This window comes from Xanthomonas sp. D-109 (assembly GCF_017746095.1).
Classification (GTDB): Bacteria; Pseudomonadota; Gammaproteobacteria; order Xanthomonadales; family Xanthomonadaceae; genus Xanthomonas_A; species Xanthomonas_A sacchari.
Genome location: NZ_JAGHWV010000008.1, coordinates 131,999 through 156,106 on the forward strand (window position 1 = coordinate 131,999; position 24,108 = coordinate 156,106).

A 24,108-nucleotide genomic window follows, 5' to 3' on the forward strand; every position below is an offset into this window, starting at 1 on the left:
CGCAGCACGTCGTGCCCTGCGCGGCCGGTCGCAGCAGCGGCCGACGCGGCGAGGCGAGGCGCGCCGGACTCAGGCCATGCGGCGCGCCGTGCTGCGGGTGTCTTCGCCGCTGCGCGCCGTCGCCGCGAGCGTCTGCCATTCCTGCAGCACCTGCCGGGGATGTTCGACGCTGAGCAGCAGCCAGCCGCCCTCGTGCAGCGGAACGGCCAGGACGCGGTCGCTGGTGATCAGGCAGAACGCCTTGTGCCCGTCGCGGGTCCGGTAGTGGCCGGCATGGAAGCCGGGGTAGCCGAAGCCGAGCAGCTTCAAGGCCGGCTTGAAGCCGGTGTGCTCGGACAGCGCGACCACGCGCGCGTTGTCCAGGCGCAGGGCGGCCAGCGGCACGCGCTTGGTCAGGAAGGTCGCGCGTACGTCCACCAGGCCGTCGTGCAGCAGCACGCGCTGCCGCGCGAAGGTGGCGGTGCCGGCCACGCCGATCAGCGCCAGCAGCCCGAAATGCCACCAGAGCGCGCCGGGCCGCGCCGCGTGCAGCGCGAACGCGCCGATCACCGCGGCCACGAGCAGCAGCGGCAGCCACAGCCACAAGGCCAGGCCCAGTCGATGCGCCGGCGCCACCGGATACTGCCGCGCCGGGGAGGGCGACGCGGAGCGCAGTCGGCTCATGGTGCGGCTCCATGGCTGGTGGGCAGAGTACGCACCCAGGTCGCGACATCGGCGATCAGGGCGGGGTCGACGTGGCCGGGCGTCGCGTACTCGGCCGGTCCGGGTGCGCCGCTGCCGGCGATGCCCAGGTGGTTCAGCGCGGCGTAGCGGTGCAGGGTCGCGCGCGGGTCGTCGGCCAGCGCATGTTGCCAACGCTGCCAGTCCGGCGCGGTGACCTGGAAATCGCGCTCGCCCTGCAGCCACAGCACCGGCTGCCCGAGCGCGCGGACGTCGGCGACTGGGTCGACCTGGTCGAACGCTCGCCAGTAGGTGGCGGGCACGTCCAGCGGCGAATCGCTGCGCGCGACCTCGCCACCGCCGCGGACCTTGGCCACGCGGCGCTCGATCTCGGCCAGCGCCGCCTGCCGCTGCGGCGACGGCGGATGTTCCTGGCTCAGCAGGTAGCGGTTCTGTTCGATCAGCAGGTCCAGCAGTGGCCGCGCCGGCGCCGCCCACAGCACGATGCCGGCGGTCTTGCCGGAGCGGCGTGCGATGCGGGCGGCGAGCATGCCGCCCTGGCTGTGGCCCATCACCACGATGCGCGCAGGGTCGATGCCGGGCGTGCGCGCCAGCGCCGCCACCGCGGCGACGGCGTCGTCTGTGGTCTCGTCGTCCATGGTGAACCCCTGGTTGATGCGCCCGGCAAAGCTCTCCGGCAAGGCGAAGGTCCGCTTGTCGTAGCGCAGCACCGCGATGCCCCGCGCGGCGAGCCCGCGTGCGACGTCGAGGAATGGACGGTTCGGGCCGATGGTCTCGTCGCGGTCCTGCGGGCCCGAGCCGTGCACCAGGACCACCGCCGGGAACGGACCCTTGCCCACCGGCAGGGCGAGCGTGCCTGGCAGCGGACCGACCGCAAACGCCTGTTCGCGGAAGCCGGCGTTGGCGGCGGGAGGCGGAGGCGCCGGCGGCGGTGCGGGGGTAAACAGCAGGCCGGCGATCTTGCCGTCCGCGTCGATCGACACATGCGCCATCAATGCGCCGCGCTCGAACTGCAGGCGCTGTTCGATCACCCGCAGCCCGTGCTGCTGGCGTTCGCTGGCCGGGCCGCGCTGCTGCAGCGCGCCCAGTTGCGCGGACAAGGTGTGCCACGCCTCGGCCAGTTTGGCGGGCGGCACCGCCTTGGCCATCGCCGGGGTGAACTCGGCTTCGACCGCGGCGAGGTCGCCGGCCTGCAGGCGATCCAGTAGCGCGCTGGCGGTTTGTTGTGGCGCCGCAGCCAGCACCGTGAGCGGCGCCAGCATCGCCGCCAGTACAGGTGCGAGGACCCGATGCCGGCGCATGTCAGAGCTCCCGCTTGAACATCAGCAGCGGTTTGGTGCCCGGCAGTGCGACGACGTTGACCAGTTCCCAGCCGAGCTTGCCGTGCTTGTTCAGGTCGGCCTGCAGCTCGTCCAGTTTCAGCCCCAGCATCAGATTGGTCTTGGCCTCGACGGTGAGGTATTCCCAGCGCTTGCTCATGCTTTCGGCTCCTTGTCGTCACGCGGCTTGGGCAGCCGCCCTGCCTTGCGCAGCGCGTCGCGCAACACGTATTCGATCTGCGCGTTGAGGCTGCGCAGTTCGTCGTCGGCCCAGCGCTGCGCCGCCGCCAGCACGTCGGCGTTGATGCGCAGCGGATAGGCCTTCTTCTCGCTCATGACCGCTCCTGCCGCGCGGCGTCGCTGCGCCGCAGGTGCAGCAGCATCGACACGATCAGCGCGTTCACCGTCAGCAGCAGTGCGATCGCCACCGCATAGACGCCGGCGCGCTGGCCGCCGGTCCAGTACAGCGCCGCCGCGCCGAGCAGGATCGCCAAGCCGATCAGCGCCCAGCGCAGGCCCAGCCCGCGCGCGCGGTCGTCGCCCTTGCCGCCGACCCAGGCGGCGATGACCAGGGCCGGCAGGCCGGAGAGGGCGAGCGCCAGCGGCGCAATGGCGGCATACATGGGCATCGACACCTCAGTACAGCGAGCCGGCGTTGACGATCGGCTGGGTGCCGCGGTCCGAGCACAGCACGGTCAACAGGTTGCTGACCATGTGCGCCTTGCGCTCCTCGTCCAGCGCGACCACGCCGTTCTTCTGCAGTTCGGCCAGGGCCATCTCGACCATGCCCACCGCGCCGGCGACGATGCGGGTGCGCGCGGCGATCACCGCGTTGGCCTGTTGCCGCTGCAGCATCGCCTGGGCGATTTCCGGGGCGTAGGCGAGGTGGCTGATGCGCGCCTCGATGACGTCCACGCCGGCCTGGGTCAGGCGTTCGTCGAGGTGGCGCTTGAGCTGTTCGCTGATCTCGTTGGGATGGCTGCGCAGCGAGATCTGCCCGTCCTCGTGTTGGTCGTAGGGATAGCTGGTGGCCATCGCGCGCAGCGCCGCCTCGGACTGGATGTGCACGAAGCTCTCGTAGTCGTCGACGTTGTAGACCGCCTCGGAGGCATCCATCACCTGCCACACGATCACCGCGGCGATCTCGATCGGGCTGCCGTCCAGTTCGTTGACCTTGAGCCGGCCGCTCTCGAAGTTGCGCACGCGCTGGCTGACCTTGCGCTTGCTGAAGAAGGGGTTGTTCCAGCGCAGGCCCGGGTCCTTGACCGTGCCCACGTAGCGACCGAACAGGCTCAGCACCGCGGCCTGGTTCGGTTCCAGCGCGTACAGGCCGACCACCAGGAACAGCGCGACGGTCAGCACCGGGATCGCGACCAGCAGGGTCCACGGCATCGCCGACGGCTGCAGCACGCCGGTGGCGATGATCGCCCCGGCGCCGGCCACGAACACCAGGACCAGGCCCACGATCATCGGAATGCCGGGCAGGGAGGAACGGGGCTGCTCTTTCATGGTGGACGTCCTTGGGTGGTTGGACGAAACGATATCAAATTGATATCAGGTTGCAAGAGGCGGGGAGCGGGGAATCGGGAATGGGGAATCGTGGAAGCGGGTTCATGGGGGCGGGCGGGTCTAGGGGAGCCGGCTACCCGCCTGCGTGCGGCATCCGCTTTTGAGGATCGGTAGGGCGCTGAAGTCGCGAGGTATGAAGGGGCAGGTGCTGCGGCGGCAGCCCGGGTGTCGACTTGGCGGGCGTCGGCGGTGTGCATCCATCGGCCGCGTGCTGTCACGCCGGGGACAGCAGACCCAGCGCTTTTACGATTCCCCAATCCCGATTCCCGGCCGCCGAGGCGGCCACTCACCCGCCGAGAATCAGCACCGGCGAGCGGAAACCGCTGAGGTGATGGGTGCCGGTGGCGATGTCGCTGCGGTAGCGGCCGGGGATCTCGATCTGGCAGCGTTTGCCGATGCGCACGCCGGGGCCGATGTCGACCTGTCGGCCGAGCGTGGCCTGGGCGCCGATCTGCGCTTCGGCACCGAGCGTCACGCCGGCCTCGATCCATGCCGAGGCGCCGACCTTGACCGCCGATTCCAGCACCGCCGCCGCGCCGATCCAGGCGTTGAAGCCGATGTCGCAGTGCGCATCGACGATGGCGCCGGCGCCGATCGCGCAGTTCTCGCCAACGCGCGCGCTCGCGGCCACCTGCGCGCCGCGGCAGATCAGCGGCGGCATCCTGAAGCCGCGCGCCTTCAGTTCGCCCATCAGCTCCTGGCGGCGGAAGTTGAGGAACTGCGCGCCCCAGGCGACGAAGGCGGTGGCGCCGGTGTCGGCCAGTGCGTGCAGGGCATCGAGGTCGAAGCGGTAGTCCTTGCCCTGCGCCACGTCCAGCGGATGCAGCACGCAGTCCGGCGCCGCCTCGGCCCAGGCGGCGAGCGCCCAGCGCAGCAGCGCACCGCTGCCGACCACGTATTTGTCAGAGGACATGGCGGCCCTCCATGACATCCATGTACCAGCGTTCGATCTGCATGTTGGCGTGCTCGTAGTCGCCCAGCACCGCGCGCGGGGCGCCGGCGCGCAATCCCGACTGCACCTGTTCCATGATCTCGATGTCCTCGCGCAGCACCTTCTCGGCGCCGTGCAGGTGCCCGAGCAGCACCGCGTCGGAACCCGGGTAGCGCTGCTTCTTGCGCGCGGTGACGTAGTAGACCAGCAGGTCGGTGCGCTGCGCCGACACCGGTTGATGGTGCTCGATGATGAAGGAATAGCCGCCCGAGCCCGAGGCGATGTGCAGGTTCGGGTACAGCAGCCAGTTCAGATACCAGTCGTCGTTGCCGAAACGCTCGACGTGCGCGTGCCAGGGGTAGTGCGCCATCGCCAGCAGTGGTTCGTTGAGGCCGCCGCTGCTGAAATCGCGCAGGCGCGCCAGATGCGCCTCGCGCGAGGCGCTGCCCTCGGCGTGGTAGCGGCGCGCCTCGGCGACGCCGGCATCGTCCATCTGCACCTGGAACTTGACCTGCTGCGCCAGCGTGCGCGCATGCACGAAGCGCGGGTGCAGCGCATCGCGCAGGTTCTCGTAGGCCAGTTTCCAGTTGAAGTCGGCCTCGAAGGTCGCCACCAGCACTTCGTCGTCGAACTGCTCGGAGGCGGCGCGCAGCATCTCCAGCGCCTCCAGCGAGAACTGCGTTTCCAGCGGCATCGGCGCGGGCGACAGGTTCACGAACACCAGCTTGCCGATGCAGGCCACCGCGAAGCGGCGCAGCCGCAGGCAGGCGCGCGCCTCCGGTGCCAGGCGGTAGGCATCGTCCTGGAAGGGGATGTTGTCCACGCCGCCGTCGGCGCCGTAGCGCCAGCCGTGGTAGCTGCAGACCAGCGGACGCACGCCCTGCGGTTGCTGCTGCAGCGGGTTCTGCCGGTGCAGGCACAGGTTGTCGAAGGCGCGCAGCTCGCCGTCGATGTTCTGCACCACCACGTCCACCCCGCACACCGAGCGGCGCACGAAGGCATTGGGCTTGTCCAGCAGCATGCGCGGGGCCACGAACTGCCACAGCGGCTTCATCAGGAGCTCGCGCTCCCGGGCGAACCAGGCCTCGTCGATGTAGGCTTCGGCCGGCATCAGCGAATGCACGGGCGACCCTCGATGGTGCGGCAGGGCGTGCCGTGGCGGTTTCCGACGCTGCGTGCGTGCATGGCGAGACATCCCCGGTGACGCTGCAGAAGATAGCACCTCGCTGCGCGCAGGCGATGGCGTGGCCGGCCCTGTGCCGGCGCGGGGCGCCGGCCCGTTAGAATACGGTCCCCCTCTTCGCGCAGGCGCCGCCGTCATGGTCACTCTGGGAACCCCGCTGTCCGCTTCCGCCACCCGCGTGCTGCTGCTCGGCTCCGGCGAACTCGGCAAGGAAGTGGCGATCGAACTGCAGCGCTTCGGCGTGGAGGTGATCGCGGTGGACCGTTATGCCGATGCGCCGGCGATGCAGGTCGCGCACCGCAGCCACGTGGTCGACATGCTCGATGCGATGGCGCTGCGCGAGCTGATCGCGCGCGAACAGCCGCACCTGATCGTGCCGGAGATCGAGGCGATCCATACCGAAACGCTGGTGGCGCTGGAGCGCGACCTGGGCCAGCGGGTGATTCCGACCGCGCGTGCGGCGCGGCTGACCATGGACCGTGAAGGCATCCGCCGCCTGGCCGCCGAGACCCTGGGCCTGCCGACCTCGCCGTACCGCTTCGTGGACACGCCCGAGCAGTACCGCGAGGCGATCGCCGCGGTCGGCCTGCCGTGCGTGGTCAAGCCGGTGATGTCGTCCTCCGGCAAGGGCCAGAGCACCCTGCGCAGCGCCGCCGACATCGATGCGGCCTGGGAGTACGCGCAGACCGGTGGCCGCGCCGGCGCCGGCCGCTGCATCGTCGAAGGCTTCATCGACTTCGAGTACGAAATCACCCTGCTGACCGTGCGCCACGCCGGCGGCACCGCGTTCTGCGATCCGATCGGGCACTGGCAGAAGGACGGCGACTACCGCGAGAGCTGGCAGCCGCAGCCGATGTCGGCGCTGGCGCTGCAGCGCGCGCAGGACATCGCCCGCGCGGTCACCGACGATCTCGGCGGCTGGGGCCTGTTCGGCGTGGAGTTGTTCGTCAAGGGCGACGAGGTCTGGTTCAGCGAAGTGTCGCCGCGGCCGCACGACACCGGCCTGGTCACCCTGGTGTCGCAGGAACTGAGCGAGTTCGCCCTGCATGCGCGGGCGATCCTCGGCCTGCCGATTCCGGCGATCCGCCAGAACGGCCCGTCGGCCTCGTGCGCGCTGCTGGCGCACGGCGAAGGCGTGCCGCGCTTCGGCAACGTCGACGCCGCCCTGCAGGCCCCGGACACCGCCCTGCGCCTGTTCGGCAAGCCCAGCGTGCACGGCCACCGCCGCGTCGGCGTGACCCTGGCCCGCGGCGGAAGCATCGACGAAGCGCGGCAAACCGCCCGCGACGCCGCCGCCGCCCTCAGCATCGACCTAGACGCCTAGAAGTTCAGATGCAGGGAAAGTGGGCCCAAGCGCGGACCCGCTTTCCCATTCCCCACTCCCGATTCCCCATTTTCGGCTCTCAAGCCGGCGGCGCAAACCGTGCCGCCGCCAGCCGGATGCTCCACACCAGTTCCACCATCGCCAGATTGTTGAGCAGGGCCTCGCCGCCCAGCACCAGCCAATAGCCGGCGCCGTCGACCCAGAACGGCACGAACGACCAGTCCGGCAGCAGCAACTGCGGCTCGCTGTAGAACGCCACGTAGCGGTGCGCGCCATGCCAGCCGCGCGCGCTCTGGCGCTGGGCGAAGCCGGAAAAGTCGGCGGCGGCCACGCTGAGCGTCTCGGCCTGTTCCTGGTCCAGGCCGGCATGGCCCAGGCAGAAGCCGCTGTCGGAGGCCAGCACCGCGCGGCGTTCGGCCGACAGCGGGGCGATCACGTGCTGGGCGAAATCGTCCAGGCGGATTTCCGGCCCCGGTACCGCGCGCCGCAGCAACTGCACCCATTGCTGTTCGCGCGCCTCCTGCAGCAGCCGCTGCGCGTCGCCGCCCACGCGCTGGCGCCATTCCTGCAGCGACAACGCACCGTGCGCACCGAGCAACAGTTGCAGCGCGCGCTGCATACGGTCGGGCGTGGCGCTGGCAAAGCCGTGCAGTACGCCGTGCGGGGTCGGCATCAGCCAAGTCGGTTCGGAGCCGGTCGGTTCGTGGGTGGTCATCGCGGCGCACTCGCGCTGGAAAAGGACAGGGCATCGACGCTGCGGCCGCCCAGCGGCTCGCGCTGCTGCAGCCAGCGTGCGGTGCGGTCCCAGCGGTCGCCCAGGGCCAGCGCGTGGCGGCGCAGTTCGCGGGTGGCGAGCATGAAGGCGAGCTTGTCCTGGCAACTGATGCAGTAGTCCAGGAACTCGCGCTCGCAGCGCGCCGCGGCGATCGGCGCGCCATCGCACAGCGCGTCCACCACTTCGCGCACCATCCGCCGCGAATGATCCGGGCTGGCCCGGCGCACCCGCGCCGGCACGTCGGCCGACGGCCGCGCCAGCACGCTCCAGCGCGTGGCCAGGGCGTTGATCGGCAGCAGCGCGTGGCCCTGGCTGTGGCGCTGGAAGGCCTCGGCCACGTGCGGCGGCAGATGCGTCGCGGCCATCTGCAGCGCCAACTGGCGCAAGGCGATGTCGTGGCGTGGCAGCGCCACGAACAGGTCGGCGAGCACGCCCTGGGTCGGTTCGTTGTCGTGCAACTGCAGCGCCGCATGTAGCCGCGCCAGGTGCGCGGCGGCGTCGCGCGGGTCGCGCAGCAACGCGCGGGCATGGGTGCGCATCACCAGGCGTGCGGGGTCGCGGGCGGGAGTGGTGGCCATGGGCGCCTCAGTCCAGCAGGGTGTCGATCAGGTCGATCATGAATTCGGCGTCCTCCGTGGCCATCGCCTCGAAGCCCTGCTCCAGGCCCAGCGCATCGAGCACCGCCTGGTCGTCGCGGTGCGCGGCATCGCCGAGCGCGAGCAGGGTGTCGCGCAGCACCGGCAGTTGCGGGCCCAGGCGCGGATGCGCCAGCAGCACGTGGCCGATTTCGCACAGCGCGCTTTCCACCAGCGGGCGCAGCCGCGCGCGGGTCAGCCGCGACAGGCCGTGGTAGGCGGTGGCCAGGAACAGGCCGGCGTCGGCTTCGCCCTCCAGCAGCAACCGCGCCACCGCGGCGTAGCTGCTGGCCGGGCGCCAGGCGATGCGTTCCGGCTCCAGGTCGGCCGGTTCCAGCAGGCGCAGGCCGATCAGGCGCACGTCGTGGTTGGCGGTCAGCGCGATGCGGCAGCCGTAGGGCAGGTCTTCCACGCAGCGCGCCGGCGCCTCGGCCGCGGTCGCGATCACCACCTCGTCGGCGCGGCCGCGCGGCCGCACCAGCGGCAGGTAGCCGCGGTCGCGGATCAAGGCGCTGGCGTCGAACGGGCTGGCGTACACCAGGTCGACGACGCTGTCGTCCAGTAGTTGCCGCTGTTCGGCGGCGTCGGCCGGCATCAGCAGGCGCAGGCCGATGCCGGCGCGGCGTTGCAGCACCGTGCTGAGCAGGTACCAGCCGCCGAAGTATTCGGGCGCGAAGTCCGGCGCGACCAGGAACGTGCAGCTCATGCCGGCGTCTCCGCCTGTTCGTCCTGCAGCCATTGCGCGTACAGTGGCTGCAGCGCCTCGATGCGCCGCCGCGAGGGCTTGCGCCGCACCGAGGTGAAGCCGACCACGCGGCCGTCGCGCACGTTCGGCAAGGCGGTGGCGTAGACCCAATAGCAGGCGCCGTCGCGGCGCAGGTTCTTGACGTAGCCGTGCCACTTCTCGCCGGCCAGCACGGTGTCCCACAGTTCGCGGAATGCGCGCCGCGGCATCTCCGGGTGGCGCAGGATGCAGTGCGGCGCGCCGATCAGCAGTTCGCGCGGCCAGCCGCTGAGTTCGACGAAGGCGTCGTTGGCATGAGTGATGACGCCGTCCAGGTTGGTGCGCGAAACGATCAGGCGCCCGTCCGGGTAGGCGACCTCGCGCTCGCTCCAGTACACGGTGCGGCGGCTGCCATCGTGATAGCGCAGCTCGGCGCTGCGGTGCGGCTCGTGCGGCGGATCCATCGGCGGCAGCGGCATGGCGGCGCCCTACAGGATCTGCTGCAGCGCCTGCGCGGCGCGCTTGATGTCCAGGAACACCAGGCCCAGCCTGGCGCTGGGCTTGGCCAGCACGGTGAGCACCGCCTCGCGGCCGGCCGCGCTCATGATCACGTAGCCGAGTTCGCCCTGGATCAGCACCCGCTCCAGCGTGCCGCGCGCCAGCTCGCGCGCGCTGCGTTCGCCCAGCGCGAGCAGCGCCGCCGACATCGCGCCGACCCGGTCCTCGTCCATGCCCTGCGGCATCGCCGAGGCGATCATCAGCCCGTCCAGGGAGATCAGCGCCGAAGCCTCGATATCGGCGGTGGCGCCGTTGAGGCCCTCCAGCGCCTGTTGCAACTGTTGCGTTCGCATGCTCGCCTTCCGCTTGCGCATCCCGACCGGGTGCGGGAGGCATTGGACCGCGTCGGCGCGGGTTTGCCCTTGATCTGGATCAAGGCCGATGGCGGTGCTTGGCGCGGCAGTCGGTCCACGGGCAACGCGGGCCATGGTCTGCCAGAAACAACGCGGCGGCCCATGGGCCGCCGATGCTGGCTGCGCGGGCCGCGTCGCGACCCGCGCTATGTTCTCCCGCCTTCGCTTACGGTCCCGCGGCGACGTCGACCCAGACCAGATGGTGGTCGCTGCCGTCGGCGATGGCGGCGGCGGGATCGCTGGACGCCGGCCATAACACGCCGCTGTCCAGGTAGCGGAAGCTGCGCGACGGCAGCACGTAGTCCAGGCGCATGGTGCCGGCCTTGGGCCCGAAATCGCCGGTGACCTGCTGCGGCGGGCCGCGGTGCGCGACGCCGTTGGCCGCGTAGGCGCGCGTGGTCTCCTCGCCGCCGGCGCTGTGCGGGGTGGGGTATTGCAGCACGCGCGGATGCGTCACCAGCGCACGGATCGCATCGTGGCGGCCTTCGCCGTCGATCACGTCGTTGTTGAGGTCGCCGAGCAGCACGAACTGCGCATCGGCGGCCAGTCCGCCGCAGCGGCCGGCGTCGTCGCACAGCCAGCGCGCCGTGCCGCGGCCGGCATCGTCCAGGTAGTCGCGCCACAGCCGCAGTTCGTCGTGGTTGCGCGCCGCGTTGCGCTTCTCCGCGCCGTCGAACACCGGCGGGGTCGGATGCGCCACCAGCGCATGCAGCACGCCCAGCGGGGTGCGCACCGGCACGTCCCAATGCGATTTCGACGACAGCCGCAGCTGCGCCCACACCGCGTCGCTGTAGAAGAAGCGGCCGGTGGCCGGATCGACCGGACGCAGCGCCCCGGGCATCGCGCTCCACTTGAACAGGCGGAAGCTGCGCACCGCGGCGGTGTCGATCGGGTACCTGGACAGCAGCAGCATGCCGTACTGGCCGGGATGCAGGCCGTAGCCCCAGGCATCGTTGCCGCGCGCGCGGCCTTCGCCGCCGATGTGCCCGTCGTTGTCCAGGTCCAGGCCGCTGGGCACGCCGGTGTTGACCGGCGCCAGGTAGCGGTACGGGTAGCGCAGCGCCGCGCCGCCGTGCGGCTGCGGCACCGCCAGGTAGCGCTGCTCGAACAGGTCGGCCGCGCGGTGCGCGTCGTCGTAGTCGAACTCGTTGAGCAGCACCAGGTCCGGGCGCACCTGCTGCAGCACCGCGGCGATCTTGCGCGCCTGCGCGCTGTCGCCCTGCAGCGCGGCGATCAGGCCGCCGGGTTCGTCGGCATTGAGCGAGGTGTTGTAGGTGGCCAGCCGCAGCGTCGTGGCGGCTGGCGCGGCAGCGTCGGTCATCGTGGAAGAAGTGGGAACGGTGTGCGCGCAGGCGCCGCACAGCAGGGTCAGGGCGAGCAGGAAGAGGCGTGATGTCATGCGCCCAGTTTCGCATGCGCTGCATGTCGGCACGATGGCGCAACCGTCCGCGGCGGCACCGGCTGGGCCGCGCTTCGCCAGTGGCCGTCGGCTAGCCGCCGAGCTGGCGCAGGTAGTCGTCGAAATCGCGCCAGTGGCGGCCGTCGTAGGCCTGCAGCGGCCGGAAGCGGCGCTTGTAGTCCATCTTCTGGTGGCCGCGGATCCAGTAGCCCAGATACAGGTGGCGCAGACCCTCGCGTCGCGCCCAGGCGATCTGCTGCAGGATCGCCAGCGTTCCCAGACCGCGTGCGCCGGCGTCCGGGTCGTAGAAGGTGTAGACCGCCGACAGCGCCTGCTCGGCGATGTCGGTCACCGCCACCGCCAGCAGCGGCCCACGCCGGCCGTCCGGCAGGCGTTGCCGCAGTTCCAGGAAGCGCCCATGCGACCAGCGGCCGATCAGGAACTGGTCGAACTCGTGTGCGCCGTGATCGTCCATGCCGCCGCCGGGATGGCGATGGCGCAGGTAGCGTTGATACAGCGCCAGTTGTTCCTCGCTGCGCTCGGCGGCGACGATGCGCACCTCGATATCGGCATTGCGCGCCAGGCAGCGGCGCTGGCTGCGATCGGGCGCGAAGTCCTCGATCGGGATGCGCACCGCCACGCAGGCGCGGCAGTGGTCGCAGTGCGGGCGGTAGACCAGATCGCCGGAGCGGCGGAAGCCCCAGCTCAACGCCAGCGGATACAGCGCCCCCAGGCGCGGATCGTGCGGGTCCAGCACCAGGTCGCGCGCCTGCCGCTCGGGCCAGTAGCCGCACGCGTGCTGGCCGGTCTGGAACAGCCGCAGGTCGTCGCTGGCGTCGGAGTGGATGGCCATGCGCCGAGCATAGCGCTTCGCCATCGCAGGGGCCGCGACTGTCCGCACCATGAATACGCCCGGCAGCCGGTCAACCGTGGCGGCGACGGGGCGTTGTCTGCAGGGAAGGCGCCACGGCGCCGGCCCGATGCACGGGCCGCCCGCGGCGCCGGACGCCTGCCGTCCCGGCAGGTTCCCATCATCCTCAGGGAGTGACCCATGAAGTCTCGCAATCCGCTGCTTGCCCTGGCCGTGCTGGCCGTGCTCTCCGGTGCCGCCTACGCCGTTACCCCGCCGCCGGCCGATCCTGCCGCGCCCGCCGATGCCGGCGGTATCGCCGCGCTCGACAAGAACGGCGACGGCGTCATCGACCGCAGCGAGGCCGCCGCCGATCCGCGCCTGGCCGAGCATTTCGACGCGCTGGACAAGAACCACGACGGCAAGCTCAGCCGCGACGAGTGGCCGCGTCACGGCCGCCACGGTGGCCGTGGCGGCCCGGGTGGCCCGGGCGAACACGGCGTGCCTGGCGCGATGATGGCCAAGCTGGACACCAACAAGGACGGCCGCATCAGTCGCGCCGAAGCGCAGGCCGATCCCAAGCTCGCCGCGCGCTTCGACAAGATGGACGTGAACAAGGACGGCTACATCGACCGTGCCGACTTCGAGTTGCGCGCCAAGCAGCATCGCGATGCCTGGTTCGCCGCCGCCGACACCAACAAGGACGGCATGCTCAGCCGCGCCGAGTTCGATGCGGCGCAGGCCAAGCGCTGGGCGCATCGCCCGGATGGCCCGCGCGGTGGCGACGCACCGCCGCCGCCGATGCCTGCCCCGGACAGCAACTGAGCCATCCGCCGCGGCGATGGCCGCGGCGTCTCTGCACCAAGGCGCCGATCGACAGCGCCCCTGCGCCCCTCGCGCAGGGGCGTTTTTTTGTGTGGAAGGAAACCTGCTGCCTCGTGTCGCGCCGTCATGCACGGGAGGCGATCATCGGCTGGCTGTCACCATCATGGGCGACAGCGCGCAGGCATCGCCTTGCTCGGCGCGGCTCAGTTGCCGCGCGGTGCCGGCTGCACGCGCACGCGTACTTCGTCGCTGCCGGTGTCCTGTGCCGGCGGCCTGGCCGGCTGGGTCGCGGCGGGTTGCGCCGGTGCGGCGCTGGGCGCGCGGTTGTCGCGATGGCGCAGCACCGTGATCAGCGCTACCGCGCCGATCGCCAGCAGCAGGGCGATGCGGATGCGCCAGGCCCAGCGCTTGCCGCCGTCCGCTTCCACCTGCGAGCGGAACTCGTTCAAGTAGGGCGCACGGCCCTGTTCCGGGTCGCGGCGGGTACTGTCGAGCAGGCCGGCGTCGCGCAGCAGTTCGCGCGCGCGTGGCTGGTCGTTGGCATGCACCACCCACACCGTGGGCTGCGCCTGCGCCGCCACCGGATCGAGATAGCTGAACTGGCCGCTGCGGCGGGTCCGGTAGGAGCGGCCGTTGCTCAGTCGCACCTCGATGCCGGCATCGCGCAGCAGGGCGGCCACGCCTTCGGCGGTTTCCACGCGTTGGCTGCTGAAGATCTGACGCATGTTCGTTTCCTCAGCGCTTTGCCGGAACCTGCGCCGCGGCGTCGGCGTCGGGAACCACGCGGATCAGGCCTTCCTGTGCGGTGCTCGCCACCAGGGTCCCGTCGCGGGTGAAGAACTGCCCGCGCGCCAGGCCGCGCGCGCCCTGCGCGCTGGGGCTGTCCAGCGAGTACAGCAGCCAGTCGTCGGCGCGGAACGGGCGGTGGAACCACAGCGCATGGTCGAGCGAAGCCATCTGCACGTTCGGCGTGTAGTAGCTGATGCCGTGCGGGAAGGTGGCGGTGCCGAGCAGATGGAAGTCCGAGGCGTAGGCGAGCAGCGCCTGGTGCAGTTCCGGCGCATCGCCGACCGGCTCGCTCAGGCGCAGCCACATCTGCTGGAACGGCGGGCGCTTGGGCGGATTCAGTTCGTCGCGCGGATACACGTGGCGGAACTCGAACGGGCCGCCGCGCGAGAGCCAGCGCTGCACCTTGGTCGGCAGCGTCGCCAGCACTTCCGGGCGCGCCGCCGGGGTCGGCTCGATGTCTTCCGGCTGCGGCACTTCCGGCATCTTCAGCTGGTGGGTGGCGCCGTCCTCCTGTTCCTGGAACGAGGCCGCACAGAAGAAGATCACCTTGCCGTGCTGGATCGCGGTGACCCGGCGCACCGAGAAGCTGCCGCCGTCGCGGGTGCGGTCCACGTCGTAGACGATGGGGTGCTCGATGTCGCCGGCGCGCAGGAAGTAGGCGTGCAGCGAATGCACCCGGCGCGCGTTCTCCACCGTGGCCTGCGCCGCCGACAGCGCCTGGCCCAGCACCTGGCCGCCGAACACGTACTTGGTGCCGATGTCGCGGCTCTGGCCGCGGAACAGGTTGTCCTCCAGCCGCTCCAGCGACAGCAGCTCGATCAGTTCGGACACGACGGGGGCGGGCTTGGCGGACAAGAGGCGGGGCCTGGCGACGGACGTGGGCCGATTATACCGGGCCGTCCGCGCGTGCCCGCCTGCCGCCGCGCTCAGCCCTTGCCGAGCCGCGCCGCCAGTGCGCGCAGCGCGGCCTGGGTGTCCGGCGCCTGCCAGTCGTCGATCAAGCGCTCCAGGCCGATGTGCTCGTCGGCCAGCGCCGCGCGCAGGTCGGCGCGGGCGATGGCCCGGGTCTGCAGCATCGGCTGTCGCGGCCGCTTCAGCAGGTCCAGCAGCCAGGCCAGCGCGCGCGCCACCACCAGGTCGGCATCGACCAGTTCGTCGACCAGGCCGATCTCCAGCGCGCGCTCGGCGCTGACCAGGTCGCCGCCGACCAGCAGGCGTTCGGCACGGTGCGCGCCGACCACCCGCCGCAGCAGGCGCTGGATGCCTTCCGGCGCGACCAGGCCGACCTGGGTCTCGTTGAGCCCGATGGTGACCGGGCGCGCCGGCTCGGGGCTGCGCGCCATCACCCGGTAGTCGCAGCACAGCGCCAGCACGCAGCCGCCGGCCGGGGCGTGGCCGGTCAGCGCCGCCACCACCGGCATCGGGCTGGCGGCCAGCGCGCGCGCCGCGCCGAAGAACTGCTGCCAGCTGACGAGCAGCTTGGCGCGGTCGTCGCCGTGACTCAGCAGGTGCGGTACGTCCATGCCGGCGGAGAACAGGCGCTCGTTGCCCGACAGCACCAGGCCGTGCGCGCCGTCGGCGCCGGCCTGCTCGATGGCCTGGATCAGCTGCCGGCACAGGTCGGTGTCCAGCGCATTGACCGGCGGCCGCGCTAGGCGCAGTTCGCGGATGGGGCCGTGGTTGATCACGTCGATGAGCGTCGTCATGCTGCGGTCTGCTTTCGAAGAAGGAACCGCGGCGATGATAACCAAACCATTCGCTGGCGTATTGATGGTGCTGTGCACGGTCGCCACGGCGGCATCGGCCGCGCAACCGGCCTGCGTCACCCTCGAGCAGGGCTGGGTGCGGCTGCCGCCGAATCCGGCGATGCCGATGACTGCCGGCTACGGCGTGCTGCACAACGGCTGCGCCAAGCCGGTCACGGTCACCGGCGCCAGCAGCCCCGGCTTCGGCGATGTGTCGCTGCACGAGACCACGGTCGTGTCCGGTGTCAGCCGGATGCGCGCGGTCGAGCGCGTGCCGCTGGCCCCCGGCGCGCGCGTGGAACTCAAGCCCGGCGGCATGCACCTGATGCTGATGCAGGGCAAGGGCGCACTGACCGAAGGCCAGGCCGTGCCGCTGCAGTTGCAACTGGAAGGCGGCGGCAAGGCCGATGCGACGCTGACCGTGCGCAAGCAGGCGATGTAAGGGGAGCGTCCTCGCGAAAAGGGGCCTCCCCTCGTCGTAGGAGCGGTTCTCGTCCCTTTTGTGGAATCAGCCGCGACGGGCGAAGCCCAGCGTCGGCTGACACCATCCGTCGTCGGGACTGAAGTCCCTCCCACAAGGAGCGCACGCTGCTCCTGCGTGGGTAGGTCACTGCAAAGGGGGCGATGCGCCGGGTCGGACCCGGCGCAAGCGCAGGCGTCAGCTCGTCGCCTTGCGTACGGCCTCAGGCAGCGGCGCGCTCTTGCCGGTCTGGGTGTCCATCCACACCACCACCACGTGGCCGTCGGAATAGAGCCGGCTCTCGTCCTGCTGGTCGACGATGCGGTGGCCGATGGTCACGCTGCTGGTGCCCAGGCGCTCGACGAACAGTTCGACCAGGATGTCGTTGGGCCACACGATCGGTGCGCGATAGTTGACGTTGGTCGCCGCCACCACCGGTGCGATGCGGTCGCTCATCGAGACGCCTTCCACGCCCAGCATCCAGCGCACGCGCGCCTCTTCCAGGTAGGAGATGTACTTGGCGTTGTTGACGTGACCCATGCTGTCCATGTCGCGCCAGCGCACGCTGATCGGAATGCGCGCCAGGATCTTGTGTTCGCTGCTCATCAAACGTCCTTCTTCTTCTTGGTGCCGGTACTGGTGGTGCTCTTGCTGGCCTTGCCGCTCTTGGCCGCCACCGCCTGCTTCTTCGCCGGCTTTTCCGGCTTGACCTTGCGCGGCGGGCGCGCATCGGGCTTGTTGGCCATCGCCGCCGGCTGCTCCGGGCGCGCGCTGGTGGAGGGCAGCATCCGCGCCAGGAACTGGCCGGTGTACGATTGCGGGCAGGCCGCCACGTCTTCCGGCGTGCCGGTGACCAGGATGGTGCCGCCGCGGTGGCCGCCTTCCGGGCCGAGGTCGACGATCCAGTCCGCGGTCTTGATCACGTCCAGGTTGTGTTCGATCACCACCACGGTGTTGCCTTCGTCGCGCAGCTTGTGCAGCACGCCCAGCAGCGCCTCGATATCGTGGAAGTGCAGGCCGGTGGTCGGCTCGTCGAGGATGTACAGGGTGCGACCGGTATCGCGCCGCGACAGTTCCTTGGACAGCTTCACGCGCTGCGCCTCACCGCCGGACAGGGTGGTCGCGCTCTGTCCGAGCTTGATGTAGCTCAGGCCTACGTCGACCAGGGTCTCCAGCTTGCGCGCAATCGACGGCACCGGCTCGAACAACTTCAGCGCATCCTCGACGGTCATTTCCAGCACGTCGTTGATGTTGAAGCCCTTGTACAGGATCTCCAGCGTCTCGCGGTTGTAGCGCTTGCCGTGGCAGACGTCGCAGGGCACGTACACGTCCGGCAGGAAGTGCATCTCCACCTTGATCAGGCCGTCGCCCTGGCAGGCCTCGCAACGGCCGCCGCGCACGTTGAAGCTGAAGCGGCCCGGCGAGTAGCCGCGAGAGCGCGCTTCCGGCACCTGCGCGAACAGTTCGCGCAGCGGCGTGAACAGGCCGGTATAGGTGGCCGGGTTGGAGCGCGGGGTGCGGCCGATCGGCGACTGGTCGATGTCCACGACCTTGTCGAACAGGTCCAGGTGCTCGATCTCGCGGTACGGCGCCACGCTGTGCGAGGCGCCGTTGATCTCGTTGGCGGCCAGGGTGAACAGGGTGTCGTTGATCAGCGTCGACTTGCCCGAGCCGGACACGCCGGTGATGCAGGTCAGCAGGCCGGCCGGGATGTCCAGGTCGACGTTCTTGAGGTTGTTGCCGGTGGCCCCGCGCAGGTGCAGGGTCATCTTCGGGTTGGCCTTGTGGCGCTTGGCCGGGATCTCGATGCGGCGCTTGCCCGACAGGTATTGCCCGGTCAGCGAGCGCGGCGCCTTCAGCAGGTCCTGCACGCTGCCCTGGCCGACTACCTCGCCGCCGTGCACGCCGGCGCCGGGACCGATGTCCAGCACGTAGTCGGCCAGGCGGATCGCGTCCTCGTCGTGCTCGACCACGATCACCGTGTTGCCGAGATCACGCAGGCGGGTGAGGGTGCCGAGCAGGCGCTCGTTGTCGCGCTGGTGCAGGCCGATCGACGGCTCGTCGAGCACGTACATCACGCCCACCAGGCCGGCGCCGATCTGGCTGGCCAGGCGGATGCGCTGCGCCTCGCCGCCGGACAGGGTGTCGGCCTTGCGCTCGAGAGTCAGGTAATCCAGGCCGACGTCGACCAGGAAGCCCAGCCGCTCGGCGATCTCCTTGACGATCTTGCTGGCGATCTCGCCGCGCCAGCCGGGCAGGTCGAGCTGGCGGAAGAAGCTCAGCGCGTCGTCGATCGGCAGCACCACCAGGTCCGGAAGCGGGCGGTCGGCGACGAACACGTTGCGCGCGGCCTTGTTCAGGCGCGCGCCCTTGCAGTCCGGGCACGGCCGTTCGCTGATGTACTTGGCCAGTTCCTCGCGTACCGCCGGCGATTCGGTCTCGCGGTAGCGGCGCTCCAGGTTGGGGATGATGCCTTCGAAGCGATGCTTGCGCTGGGTGCGGCCGCCGGCATCGGTGAAGTAGGTGAAGGTGATGGTCTCGTCGCCGCTGCCGTACAGCACGGCCTGGCGCACGCTCGCCGGCAGCGACTGCCAGGGCGCGTCGACGTCGAACTTGTAGTGCTTGGCCAGCGAGGCGATCAGCTGGAAGTAGTACGCGTTGCGCCGGTCCCAGCCGCGCACCGCGCCGGCCGACAGCGACAGCTCCGGATGCACCACCACCCGCTCCGGATCGAAGAACTCCGCCACGCCCAGGCCGTCGCAGCTCGGGCAGGCGCCCATCGGCGCGTTGAACGAGAACAGGCGCGGTTCCAGCTCCGGCAGCGAGTAGTCGCAGACCGGGCAGCTGTACTTGGAGGAGAACAGGTGCGGCGCGGCCGCGGTGTCGTCCAGCGACTGCACCGCCACCATGCCGTCGGCCAGCTTCAGCGCGGTCTCGAAGCTCTCGGCCAGGCGCTGCTTGATGTCCTCGCGCGGACGGAAGCGGTCGATCACCGCCTCGATGGTGTGTTTCTGGCGCAGCGCCAGCGCCGGCACCGCGTCGATCTCGTACAGCTCGCCGTCCACGCGCACGCGCACGAAGCCTTGCGCGCGCAGTTGCTCGAACACCTGCGCATGCTCGCCCTTGCGCTCGCGGATCACCGGCGCCAGCAGCATGTAGCGCTGCTCCGGGTCCAGGGTCAGCACCTGGTCGACCATCTGGCTGACCGTCTGCGCCTCCAGTGGATAGCCGTGGTCGGGGCAGCGCGGCTGGCCCACGCGCGCGTACAGCAGGCGCAGGTAGTCGTAGATCTCGGTGATGGTGCCCACGGTCGAGCGCGGGTTGTGCGAGGTCGACTTCTGCTCGATCGCGATCGCCGGCGACAGGCCCTCGATGTGATCGATGTCGGGCTTCTCCATCACGCTGAGGAACTGCCGCGCGTACGCCGACAGCGACTCCACGTAGCGGCGCTGGCCTTCGGCGTAGATGGTGTCGAACGCCAACGAGGACTTGCCGGACCCGGACAGGCCGGTGATCACGATCAGCTTGTCGCGCGGCAGGTCGAGGTCGAGGTTCTTGAGGTTGTGCGTCCGCGCGCCGCGGATGCGGATGTAATCCATCGCCATGAAGAGATTCCGGAATGTGCCGGCCGTGGCGGTGCCGCTGGCCAGTGTGGGGGCGGAAAGGGGACGGCAATCGATCAGCGTACCCAGCTTGTCAGGTGGGGGCAATTGCCGCAGATCCCAGCGCCGCCGGGCGCCGGCGGCTGGCTGGTTCAGGCAGCCGCGCCGGCCTGGGGGGCTTGACAGCCCGGGCTCGGCCGGGCTTGACCCTGCCGCGCGCGGCGGCTTACAATCCCGCTCCTGTCTGCCCGAAACGGCACGACGGGAACGACCACAATAACTACAGAGGAAGTCTGGTCATGTACGCAGTACTGGTCACCGGCGGTAAGCAATACCGCGTCGCGCAGGGCGAAACGCTCCGCGTGGAAAAGCTCGAAGTCGAAGCCGGCAACGAGATCACGTTCGACAACATCCTGATGCTGGGCGACAGCGACGGCATCAAGATCGGCGACGCGCTGAAGGGCGCCGCCGTCACCGCCAAGGTCGTGGCCCATGGCCGCGCCGACAAGGTGCGCATCATCAAGTTCCGCCGCCGCAAGCACCACATGAAGCGTCAGGGTCATCGGCAGCACTACACCGAAATCGAGATCACCGGCATCGCCGGTGGCGACAAGAAGTAAGGAGCAGCAGTCATGGCACACAAAAAAGGCGTAGGTTCCTCGCGCAACGGCCGCGACTCCAACCCGAAGTACCTGGGCGTGAAGATGTTCGGCGGTCAGGCCATCGAAGCCGGCAACATCATCGTGCGTCAGCGCGGCACCCAGTTCCACCCGGGCGCCGGCGTCGGCCTGGGCCGCGACCACACCCTGTTCGCGCTGGTCGACGGCAAGGTCGAGTTCTCGGTGAAGGGCGCCAAGAAGCGCCGCACCGTGAGCGTGGTCACCGAGGCGTAAGTCGCCGGTGTCCAGGGCCTGCGCCGTGGCGCAGGCTTGCTGACGAAAGCCCCGCTTCGGCGGGGTTTTTGTTTTGCGGCTGGGAATGGGGAGTGGGGAATCGGGAATGGCAAAGGCGTCTCCCGTGAACTCGCCCTGTCCTGGTTGCGCCAAGCAATGCAGTGATGGATTTTGCCGATCTGTGGCTGCGACATAGAATCGTCGCCGCGGTGACGGCTCGCTTTTCCCATTCCCGATTCACCATTCCCCATTCCCGGTTGTTAATCCATGAAACTCGTAGACGAAGCGGAAATCCAGGTCACGGCCGGCAATGGCGGCAATGGCTGCATCGGCTTTCGCCGCGAGAAGTTCATCCCGCTGGGTGGGCCCGACGGTGGCGATGGCGGCAACGGGGGCAGCGTGTGGCTGGTCGCCGACGAGAATCTCAACACCCTGGTCGACTTCCGCCACCAGCGCGCGTTCCGTGCGCAGCGCGGCGAGAACGGCATGGGCCGGCAGATGTACGGCAAGGCCGGCGAGGACCTGACCATCACCGTGCCGGTCGGCACCGTGGTGATCAACGTCGAGACCGACGAGGTCATCGGCGACCTGGTCGCGCATGGCGACCGCCTGCTGGTCGCGCAGGGCGGCAAGGGCGGCCTGGGCAACATGCACTTCAAGAGTTCGGTGACGCGCGCGCCGCGCAAGGCGACGCCGGGCGAGGAGGGCGAGGAGCGCACGCTCAAGCTGGAGCTGAAGCTGCTGGCCGACGTCGGCCTGCTCGGCTTCCCCAATGCCGGCAAGAGCACCTTCATCCGGGCGGTGTCCGCGGCCACGCCGAAGGTCGCCGACTATCCGTTCACCACGCTGTATCCGAACCTGGGCGTGGTCAGCGTCGAGGCCTATCGCAGCTTCGTGATCGCCGACATTCCGGGGCTGATCGAGGGGGCTGCCGACGGCGCCGGCCTCGGTGCGCAGTTCCTGCGTCACCTGCAGCGCACCCGCCTGCTGCTGCACCTGGTGGATCTGGCGCCCATGGAGGGCGGCGTGGACGGCGTGTCGCCGACCGAGCAGGTGCGCGCGATCGAGCGCGAGCTGCAGAAGCACGACCCGGAGCTGTTGGCCAAGCCGCGCTGGCTGGTGCTGAACAAGGCCGACCTGATGTTCGAGGACGAGGCGCGGGCGCTGGCCGAGCAGGTCGTCGCCGGGCTGGGCTGGACCCAGCCCTGGTACCTGGTCTCGGCGCTGGGCCGCGAAGGCACCTGGCCGATCATGAAGGACGTGATGGCGTTCTTCGACCGTCAGCGCGAGGACGCGCTGGATGCGGCTGCCGATGCCTCCTGAGTTCCGCGCCGTGCGATGGCGCGCAGCGTGGGATGACGCGCACACGAAAAACCCGGCCGAGGCCGGGCTTTTTCGTGGTGCTGCCGGAAGCGTAGGCGCTTCCGGCGTCGACGGCGGCCGATCAGGCGGCGGTCTTGATCGCCTTGATGCGGGCGCTCAGGCGGCTCTTGTGGCGGGCAGCCTTGTTCTTGTGGATCAGGCCACGCGAGCTGAAACGGTCGAGGATCGGCTGGGCGATGGCGAAAGCGGCTTCGGCGCCGGCTGCGTCGTTGGCGTCCAGGGCCTTGATGACCTTCTTGACGGCGGTGCGCAGCATCGAACGCTGAGCCGTGTTGCGCGCGTTGCGCACGACGGTCTGCTTGGCGCGCTTCTTGGCGGACTTGATATTGGCCACGGTGGTGGTTTCCTGGAAAGCTGTGTGGTGGATAAAAACAAGCGGGAGAGTATGAAGCGTCCGAATATTCGCGTCAAGTCAATTGTCAAGAGGGCTGCCGCATGAGCCAGCCGCGCATGCTTCGCGGGCTGCTCTCCTTCAGCAGCATGACCATGGTCTCGCGCGTGCTGGGCCTGGTGCGCGACCAGGCCATCACCATTTCCTTCGGCGCCAACGCCACCACCGACGCGTTCTGGGTGGCGTTCCGCATTCCCAACTTCCTGCGCCGGCTGTTCGCCGAAGGCTCGTTCGCCACCGCCTTCGTGCCGGTGTTCACCGAGGTGAAGGAAACCCGCCCGCACGCCGACCTGCGCGCGCTGATGTCACGGGTGTCCGGCACCCTGGGTGGGGTGCTGCTGCTGGTCACCGCGCTGGGGCTGATCTTCACCCCGCAGGTGGCGATGCTGTTCAATCCCGGCGCCAGCGACGACCCGGCCAAGTTCGGGTTGATCGTCGACCTGCTGCGGCTGACCTTCCCGTTCCTGCTGTTCGTGTCGCTGACCGCGCTGGCCGGTGGCGCGCTCAACAGCTTCCACCGCTTCGGCCTGCCGGCGCTGACCCCGGTGATCCTCAACCTGTGCATGATCGCCGGCGCGCTGTGGCTGGCGCCGCGGCTGCAGGTGCCGATCCTGGCGATGGGCTGGGCGGTGCTGGTGGCCGGCGTGCTGCAGTTGCTGTTCCAGTTGCCGGCCCTGCGCGGGATCGACCTGCTGACCCTGCCGCGCTGGGGCTGGCAGCACCCGGACGTGCGCCGCGTGCTGACCCTGATGGTGCCGACCCTGTTCGGCTCCTCGATCGCGCAGATCAACCTGCTGCTGGACACGGTGATCGCCTCGTTCCTGTACGCCGGCTCGCAGAGCTGGCTGTCGCAGGCCGACCGCTTCCTGGAGCTGCCGCTGGGCGTGTTCGGGGTGGCCCTGGGCACGGTGATCCTGCCGGCGCTGTCGCGGCACCACGTCAAGACCGATCGCGCGGGGTTCTCCAGCGCGCTGGACTGGGGGCTGCGCACCACCTTGCTGATCGCGGTGCCGGCGATGCTGGGGCTGATGCTGCTGAGCCAGCCGCTGGTGGCGACCCTGTTCCAGTACGGCAAGTTCACCGCCTTCGACACGCGCATGGCGGCGATGTCGGTGTTCGGGCTGAGCTTCGGCCTGCCGGCGTTCGCCCTGCTCAAGGTGTTGCTGCCGGCGTTCTATTCGCGCCAGGACACGCGCACGCCGGTACGCGCCGGCGTCGCCGCGCTGGTTGCCAACATGGCGCTGAACCTGCTGTTCCTGGCGATCCTGTACCAGTTGTGGGTGCCGGCCGAGTTGCGCGCGCAGGGCGTGCGCGCGGCGCTGGAGGCGGTGCCGGGCCTGCACCTGGCGCTGGGCCTGGCCAGTGCGGTGGCCAGCTACCTCAACCTGTCGCTGCTGTGGCGCTGGCTGCGCCGCGACCAGGTCTACCAGCCCAAGCCGGGCTGGGGCGGTTACCTGCTGCGGCTGGGCGTGGCCTGCGCGGCGATGGCCGCGGTGCTGGCGCTGTGCCTGCACTGGCTGCCGGCCTTCACCACCATGGACAAGTGGCACCGCATCGGCAGCCTGCTGCTGCTGGTCGGCGGTGGTGGCGTGGTGTACCTGCTGGCGTTGCTGGCACTGGGGTTCCGGCCGCGGGATCTGCGCGAGCATTGAGAAGGGCCGGGAGTGGGGATTCGGGATGCGGGATGCGTAGGGGCGGCTTCAGCCGCGACCTGGGGTG

At 70.1% G+C, this 24,108-nt stretch carries 28 protein-coding genes; 7 read left to right on the forward strand and 21 right to left on the reverse strand.

Going from position 1 to position 24,108, the window contains the following annotated elements:
• Positions 1-69: 69 nt before the first annotated feature.
• From J7357_RS08750 to J7357_RS08785, 8 genes are all read right to left on the reverse strand, one after another.
• Positions 70-663, reverse strand: coding sequence for a hypothetical protein (locus J7357_RS08750; protein ID WP_209245826.1), 594 nt, complete (start codon positions 661-663; stop codon positions 70-72).
• Positions 660-1,982, reverse strand: coding sequence for an alpha/beta fold hydrolase (locus tag J7357_RS08755; RefSeq protein WP_209245827.1), 1,323 nt, complete (start codon positions 1,980-1,982; stop codon positions 660-662). The genes J7357_RS08750 and J7357_RS08755 overlap by 4 nt, the downstream gene beginning before the upstream one ends.
• A gap of 1 nt (position 1,983) precedes the next feature.
• Positions 1,984-2,160, reverse strand: a complete 177-nt coding sequence (locus tag J7357_RS08760; protein WP_209245828.1) for a DUF4177 domain-containing protein — start codon at positions 2,158-2,160, stop codon at positions 1,984-1,986.
• Positions 2,157-2,336 carry an Arc family DNA binding domain-containing protein gene (locus J7357_RS08765; RefSeq protein WP_209245829.1) on the reverse strand — a complete coding sequence of 60 codons (180 nt, stop codon included), beginning with the start codon at positions 2,334-2,336 and terminating at the stop codon, positions 2,157-2,159. Before J7357_RS08765 ends, J7357_RS08760 begins: the two co-directional genes overlap by 4 nt.
• Positions 2,333-2,623, reverse strand: a complete 291-nt coding sequence (locus tag J7357_RS08770; RefSeq protein WP_209245830.1) for a hypothetical protein — start codon at positions 2,621-2,623, stop codon at positions 2,333-2,335. Before J7357_RS08770 ends, J7357_RS08765 begins: the two co-directional genes overlap by 4 nt.
• 13 nt (positions 2,624-2,636) lie before the next feature.
• The gene (locus tag J7357_RS08775) at positions 2,637-3,509 is read right to left on the reverse strand and encodes an SPFH domain-containing protein (protein ID WP_148828822.1); all 873 of its coding nucleotides are present in this window, start codon (positions 3,507-3,509) and stop codon (positions 2,637-2,639) included.
• 346 nt (positions 3,510-3,855) lie between these two features.
• A complete protein-coding gene (locus tag J7357_RS08780; protein ID WP_209245831.1) occupies positions 3,856-4,482 on the reverse strand; it encodes a DapH/DapD/GlmU-related protein in 627 nt (208 codons plus the stop codon).
• Entirely contained in the window at positions 4,472-5,623 is a 1,152-nt protein-coding gene (locus J7357_RS08785) for an aromatic ring-hydroxylating dioxygenase subunit alpha (protein ID WP_209245832.1), read from the reverse strand. Before J7357_RS08785 ends, J7357_RS08780 begins: the two co-directional genes overlap by 11 nt.
• A gap of 196 nt (positions 5,624-5,819) precedes the next feature.
• Here J7357_RS08785 and purT point away from each other — a divergent pair, with 196 nt between their 5' ends.
• Positions 5,820-7,007: a formate-dependent phosphoribosylglycinamide formyltransferase gene (gene purT, locus J7357_RS08790; protein ID WP_209245833.1), complete on the forward strand. Its 1,188-nt coding sequence runs from the start codon at positions 5,820-5,822 to the stop codon at positions 7,005-7,007.
• Between the two features lie 79 nt (positions 7,008-7,086).
• Here purT and J7357_RS08795 read toward each other — a convergent pair whose 3' ends face one another.
• The 7 genes from J7357_RS08795 to J7357_RS08825 all read right to left on the reverse strand — a co-directional run bounded on the left by J7357_RS08795 (position 7,087) and on the right by J7357_RS08825 (position 12,433).
• Positions 7,087-7,722 (reverse strand): hypothetical protein, encoded by a 636-nt coding sequence (locus J7357_RS08795; protein WP_010341187.1) that lies wholly within the window; start codon positions 7,720-7,722, stop codon positions 7,087-7,089.
• A complete protein-coding gene (locus J7357_RS08800) occupies positions 7,719-8,360 on the reverse strand; it encodes a hypothetical protein (protein WP_244667382.1) in 642 nt (213 codons plus the stop codon). The genes J7357_RS08795 and J7357_RS08800 overlap by 4 nt, the downstream gene beginning before the upstream one ends.
• 7 nt (positions 8,361-8,367) lie before the next feature.
• The gene (locus tag J7357_RS08805; RefSeq protein WP_209245834.1) at positions 8,368-9,123 is read right to left on the reverse strand and encodes a PhnD/SsuA/transferrin family substrate-binding protein; all 756 of its coding nucleotides are present in this window, start codon (positions 9,121-9,123) and stop codon (positions 8,368-8,370) included.
• The gene (locus J7357_RS08810) at positions 9,120-9,620 is read right to left on the reverse strand and encodes a PAS domain-containing protein (RefSeq protein ID WP_209245835.1); all 501 of its coding nucleotides are present in this window, start codon (positions 9,618-9,620) and stop codon (positions 9,120-9,122) included. Before J7357_RS08810 ends, J7357_RS08805 begins: the two co-directional genes overlap by 4 nt.
• 9 nt (positions 9,621-9,629) lie before the next feature.
• The gene (locus J7357_RS08815; RefSeq protein ID WP_010341183.1) at positions 9,630-9,992 is read right to left on the reverse strand and encodes a roadblock/LC7 domain-containing protein; all 363 of its coding nucleotides are present in this window, start codon (positions 9,990-9,992) and stop codon (positions 9,630-9,632) included.
• Between the two features lie 226 nt (positions 9,993-10,218).
• Positions 10,219-11,451 carry an endonuclease/exonuclease/phosphatase family protein gene (locus J7357_RS08820; RefSeq protein ID WP_209245836.1) on the reverse strand — a complete coding sequence of 411 codons (1,233 nt, stop codon included), beginning with the start codon at positions 11,449-11,451 and terminating at the stop codon, positions 10,219-10,221.
• 91 nt (positions 11,452-11,542) lie between these two features.
• Entirely contained in the window at positions 11,543-12,433 is an 891-nt protein-coding gene (locus J7357_RS08825) for an arginyltransferase (RefSeq protein WP_343237405.1), read from the reverse strand.
• Positions 12,434-12,502: 69 nt separating this feature from the next.
• On the opposite strand from J7357_RS08825, the gene J7357_RS08830 reads away from it, so the two are divergent.
• Positions 12,503-13,126: an EF-hand domain-containing protein gene (locus J7357_RS08830; protein WP_209029482.1), complete on the forward strand. Its 624-nt coding sequence runs from the start codon at positions 12,503-12,505 to the stop codon at positions 13,124-13,126.
• Positions 13,127-13,329: 203 nt separating this feature from the next.
• Here J7357_RS08830 and J7357_RS08835 read toward each other — a convergent pair whose 3' ends face one another.
• The 3 genes from J7357_RS08835 to J7357_RS08845 all read right to left on the reverse strand — a co-directional run bounded on the left by J7357_RS08835 (position 13,330) and on the right by J7357_RS08845 (position 15,621).
• Positions 13,330-13,851: a DUF2007 domain-containing protein gene (locus J7357_RS08835; protein ID WP_209245837.1), complete on the reverse strand. Its 522-nt coding sequence runs from the start codon at positions 13,849-13,851 to the stop codon at positions 13,330-13,332.
• 10 nt (positions 13,852-13,861) lie between these two features.
• Entirely contained in the window at positions 13,862-14,770 is a 909-nt protein-coding gene (tesB, locus tag J7357_RS08840) for an acyl-CoA thioesterase II (protein ID WP_010341175.1), read from the reverse strand.
• A 71-nt stretch (positions 14,771-14,841) separates the two neighbouring features.
• Positions 14,842-15,621, reverse strand: a complete 780-nt coding sequence (locus J7357_RS08845) for an enoyl-CoA hydratase/isomerase family protein (RefSeq protein WP_209245838.1) — start codon at positions 15,619-15,621, stop codon at positions 14,842-14,844.
• Between the two features lie 34 nt (positions 15,622-15,655).
• Here J7357_RS08845 and J7357_RS08850 point away from each other — a divergent pair, with 34 nt between their 5' ends.
• Positions 15,656-16,102, forward strand: a complete 447-nt coding sequence (locus J7357_RS08850; protein ID WP_209245839.1) for a copper chaperone PCu(A)C — start codon at positions 15,656-15,658, stop codon at positions 16,100-16,102.
• Between the two features lie 216 nt (positions 16,103-16,318).
• On the opposite strand, the gene J7357_RS08855 is transcribed toward J7357_RS08850, so the two are convergent.
• Together J7357_RS08855 and uvrA are read right to left on the reverse strand one after the other, a co-directional pair.
• The gene (locus tag J7357_RS08855) at positions 16,319-16,726 is read right to left on the reverse strand and encodes a thioesterase family protein (RefSeq protein ID WP_209229832.1); all 408 of its coding nucleotides are present in this window, start codon (positions 16,724-16,726) and stop codon (positions 16,319-16,321) included.
• The gene (gene uvrA, locus J7357_RS08860) at positions 16,726-19,725 is read right to left on the reverse strand and encodes an excinuclease ABC subunit UvrA (RefSeq protein WP_209245840.1); all 3,000 of its coding nucleotides are present in this window, start codon (positions 19,723-19,725) and stop codon (positions 16,726-16,728) included. The genes J7357_RS08855 and uvrA overlap by 1 nt, the downstream gene beginning before the upstream one ends.
• Positions 19,726-20,021: 296 nt before the next feature.
• Between uvrA and rplU the strand changes: the two genes are divergently transcribed.
• The 3 genes from rplU to obgE all read left to right on the forward strand — a co-directional run bounded on the left by rplU (position 20,022) and on the right by obgE (position 21,938).
• On the forward strand, positions 20,022-20,342 hold the full coding sequence (gene rplU / locus J7357_RS08865; protein WP_010341170.1) for a 50S ribosomal protein L21: 321 nt from the start codon (positions 20,022-20,024) through the stop codon (positions 20,340-20,342).
• A gap of 12 nt (positions 20,343-20,354) precedes the next feature.
• Positions 20,355-20,615, forward strand: coding sequence for a 50S ribosomal protein L27 (gene rpmA / locus J7357_RS08870; RefSeq protein WP_010341169.1), 261 nt, complete (start codon positions 20,355-20,357; stop codon positions 20,613-20,615).
• Positions 20,616-20,882: 267 nt separating this feature from the next.
• Positions 20,883-21,938 carry a GTPase ObgE gene (gene obgE, locus J7357_RS08875; protein WP_209245841.1) on the forward strand — a complete coding sequence of 352 codons (1,056 nt, stop codon included), beginning with the start codon at positions 20,883-20,885 and terminating at the stop codon, positions 21,936-21,938.
• Between the two features lie 121 nt (positions 21,939-22,059).
• Here obgE and rpsT read toward each other — a convergent pair whose 3' ends face one another.
• Positions 22,060-22,332 (reverse strand): 30S ribosomal protein S20, encoded by a 273-nt coding sequence (gene rpsT / locus J7357_RS08880; RefSeq protein ID WP_010341167.1) that lies wholly within the window; start codon positions 22,330-22,332, stop codon positions 22,060-22,062.
• A gap of 116 nt (positions 22,333-22,448) precedes the next feature.
• On the opposite strand from rpsT, the gene murJ reads away from it, so the two are divergent.
• Positions 22,449-24,041 carry a murein biosynthesis integral membrane protein MurJ gene (gene murJ, locus J7357_RS08885; RefSeq protein WP_209245963.1) on the forward strand — a complete coding sequence of 531 codons (1,593 nt, stop codon included), beginning with the start codon at positions 22,449-22,451 and terminating at the stop codon, positions 24,039-24,041.
• Positions 24,042-24,108: the final 67 nt, after the last annotated feature.